This window comes from Rhodovulum tesquicola, from assembly GCF_024128855.1.
In the GTDB taxonomy this organism is placed as follows: domain Bacteria; phylum Pseudomonadota; class Alphaproteobacteria; order Rhodobacterales; family Rhodobacteraceae; genus Rhodovulum; species Rhodovulum tesquicola.
Genome location: NZ_JAMYDV010000050.1, coordinates 1 through 3,328, shown reverse-complemented (window position 1 = coordinate 3,328; position 3,328 = coordinate 1). Strand labels below are relative to the sequence as shown.

The 3,328-nt window shown below is 68.6% G+C and carries 3 protein-coding genes; 1 reads left to right on the top strand and 2 read right to left on the bottom strand.

The annotated features are described in order from the left end of the window. Positions 1-129 precede the first annotated feature (129 nt). The gene (locus tag NHN26_RS17255; RefSeq protein ID WP_253090535.1) at positions 130-1,602 is read right to left on the bottom strand and encodes an NAD-dependent succinate-semialdehyde dehydrogenase; all 1,473 of its coding nucleotides are present in this window, start codon (positions 1,600-1,602) and stop codon (positions 130-132) included. A gap of 50 nt (positions 1,603-1,652) precedes the next feature. Between NHN26_RS17255 and NHN26_RS17250 the strand changes: the two genes are divergently transcribed. Next, entirely contained in the window at positions 1,653-2,585 is a 933-nt protein-coding gene (locus NHN26_RS17250) for a hormone-sensitive lipase (RefSeq protein ID WP_354595949.1), read from the top strand. On the opposite strand, the gene NHN26_RS17245 is transcribed toward NHN26_RS17250, so the two are convergent. Further along, positions 2,552-3,328: DDE-type integrase/transposase/recombinase (locus NHN26_RS17245; protein WP_253090534.1), on the bottom strand; the 777-nt coding region annotated here is incomplete at its 5' end. The two genes, NHN26_RS17250 and NHN26_RS17245, sit on opposite strands and share 34 nt — an antisense overlap.

Below are 3,328 nucleotides of genomic sequence, written 5' to 3'. Positions count from 1 at the left end.
CTTCGTCGTCACTGTGAGAACTTACGTAAGTTTGTACATCGCTATCCATCTGACACCTCCGTCGTTACGGGCGTCATCTCGGACAGCAGACCACCTCAGGCAACGAGGGTACTGGGCGGTCGCTTACGATCAGACCGCCATGCAGATATATTTCATCTCCAGATATTCCTCGATCCCGTGGCGGCTTCCCTCGCGGCCCAGCCCCGACTGCTTGACCCCGCCGAACGGCGCCACCTCGGTCGAGATGATGCCGGTATTCACGCCCACGATCCCGTATTCCAGCGCCTCGGCCACCTTGTAGACCCGGCTCAGGTCGCGCGCGTAGAAATACGAGGCAAGCCCGAAGATCGTGTCATTCGCCATCGCGATCACCTCCTCCACCGTCTCGAAGCGGAACAGCGGCGCGACCGGGCCGAATGTCTCCTCATGGGCAAAGCGCATCTCTTGCGTGGCCCCTGCGATCACGGTGGGTTCGTAGAACATGCCCCCGCGCGCATGACGTTGCCCGCCCGACAGCACCCGCGCGCCCCGGGCCGTGGCATCCGCCACATGCGCCTCGACCTTTTCCAGCGCCTCGTCAGAGATCAGCGGGCCAAGATCGGTGCCCGCCTCCAGACCGTCGCCCACCCGCAGCCGGGCGACGGCATCCGCCAGCTTCGCGGCAAAGGCGTCATAGACGCCCGCCTGCACATAGATGCGGTTCGCGCAGACGCAGGTCTGGCCGTTATTGCGGAACTTGCAGGCGATGGCGCCCTGAACGGCGGCATCCAGATCGGCATCGTCGAACACGATGAAGGGCGCGTTGCCGCCCAGTTCCATCGAGCATTTCTTGACCTGATCGGCCGCCTGGCGCAGCAGGATGCGCCCCACCTCGGTCGAGCCGGTGAAACTCAGCTTGCGCACGGTCGGGTTCTCGCAGAACTCGTGGCCGATCTCGGCCGCCCGCATCGAGGTGACGACCGACAGCAGCCCCGCGGGCACCCCCGCCCGTTCCGCCAGCACCGCCATCGCCAGCGCCGACAGCGGCGTGTCCTCGGCGGGCTTGATCACCATCGCGCAACCCGCCGCCAGCGCCGGGGCGGCCTTGCGGGTGATCATGGCGTTGGGAAAGTTCCAGGGCGTGATCGCCGCCGCCACGCCGACCGGCTGGCGGATCACGCTCAGCCGCTTGTCGGGCTGGTGGCCGGGGATCGTCTCGCCATAGATGCGCTTGGCCTCCTCGGCGAACCATTCGATGAACCCGGCGCCATAGGCGATCTCGCCGCGCGCCTCGGCCAGCGGCTTGCCCATCTCGGCGGTCAGGATCACCGCCAGATCCTCCTGCGCCGCCATCATCAGCTCGAACCAGCGGCGCAGGATACCCGCCCGGTCCTTCGCACAGCGCGCGGCCCAGTCCGTCTGCGCCAGCCGCGCCGCCTCGATCGCGCGGGCGGTTTCGGCGCGGCCAAGGTCGGGAACGCTGGTCAGCACCGCCCCGGTCGCGGGGTTCCTGACCTCGAAGCTGGCACCGTCATCGGCCTCGACCCATTCGCCGCCGACAAAGGCGCGGCTGGCCAGCAGGTCGCAGTCCCCGAGAAGGTTCTTGAGATCGCTTGCGGGCATCGGTCATCCTCCCTTGCAGTTCGGCCGCAGGCAAACACGGGGGGCGCGGGATGTCCAGCCACGAGGACGGGATCGACTGGGACGACGCCTATGCCAACGCCGCCCATATCCCGGGCGCCATGGACTATCCCCCGCGCTGGGCCGCCGCCGCCGCGGCCTTCCGGGCCGGTGCGCGCGGCACGACCGACCTGCCCTATGGCCACCATCCCCGCCAGCGCTTCGACATCTTCCTGCCGGCGGGCCGGCCCGCCGGGCTGATGGTCTTCGTGCATGGCGGCTACTGGATGCGGTTCGACAAGTCCTCATGGTCGCATCTGGCCGCCGGGCCGGTCGCACGCGGGCTGGCCGTCGCGCTGCCCTCCTACCGGCTGGCGCCCGAGGCGGGGATCCCCGCGATCACCGCCGATATCGCCGCCGCCCTGCCGATGATGGCGCGGCTGGCGCCCGGCCCCATCGTGCTGGCGGGCCATTCCGCGGGCGGGCATCTGGTGGCGCGGATGCTCTGCCCCGACATCGCCCTGCCAAAGCCGGTCGCCGCCCGCCTCGCCCGCGTCATCGCGATCTCGCCGCTGGCCGACCTGCGCCCGCTGCTGCGCACGCAGATGAACCGGACGCTGGGCCTGGACGCCGCCACCGCGGCCACCGAAAGCCCCGTCCTGCACAGCCCCCGCCCCGACGTGCCGGTCACCGCCTGGGTCGGCGCCGCCGAACGCCCGGCCTTCCTCGACCAGGCCCGCTGGCTGGCCGAGGCCTGGCCCGGCACCGGCCTGCACATCGCCGAGGGCCGCCACCATTTCGACGTGATCGAGGGCCTCGCCGATCCCGACAGCCCGCTGACCGGGGCCGTGATCGGCGGCCTTGCCGGGGAAGGCGAGCGCGGCTGCGGCGTTGCGCCGGAGGGCGTCCGGTTTGCGGGACGGAGTTGCCGTTCGTATTTGAGACGCTCGGGCTATTCGAACCGGGCGTCGTTCAAGCGCCAGTAGGTGTCACATCCCGCGTGATTATACGGTCGTTTCTTGAAGATGTCCGGCCTTTGCCGCTGCCAGTCCTTCAGAGCGTCGATGGGCGTTCGGCCCTTGAGCACTGATTGCGGGAGCTGGCCGTTGTAGAGCCGGACGTAGCGCAGGATGGTCTGTTCGAGGTCTTCGCCGCTGCGGAAGCGGTGGCTTTGCAGAACGTCCTCGATCCGTCCATTGAAGCGTTCGACCATGCCGTTGGTCTGAGGGTGCATGGGCGGGGCCAGACGGTGCTCGATGCCGAGCTCGGCGCAGAGCCGGTCGAAGTCGTGGTTGCCAGTAGCGGCACGCGTGCGCAGGCCGAACAGACGATCTGTGAACTCCTTGCCGTTATCGGTAAGCACACGGGTGATCCTCATCGGGGCGGCGCGGTCAAGGTCACGAAGGAACCGGCGGGCATTGGCGGCCGTCTTCGCCGGGTAGATGCGCACGAAGACCCAGCGCGTCGCACGGTCGATCGCGACGAACAGATACCGGCGCCGCTCCTCGTCGGCCATCTGCGGCAGGTACTTCACGTCCACGTGCAGGTAACCAGGCTCGTAGGCCTTGAAGGGTTTGTGCGCGGGCTTGGCCGCCTTTGGCTTCAGGTCCTGCAGTCGGGACACACCATGCCGGCGCAGACAACGATCCAGCCCGGACCGCGACGCGTTCGGGTTCAGGAACTCGCGCACCACCGCGAGCAGGTCGTCGAGCGGCAATAGCAGCGTCGT

What these genes read in the sequence shown, in the direction of transcription:
- NHN26_RS17250 (WP_354595949.1), top strand. Translation starts at nt 1,653, where the DNA reads ATGTCCAGCCACGAGGACGGGATCGACTGGGACGACGCCTATGCCAAC.
- NHN26_RS17255 (WP_253090535.1), bottom strand. Translation starts at nt 1,602, where the DNA reads ATGCCCGCAAGCGATCTCAAGAACCTTCTCGGGGACTGCGACCTGCTG.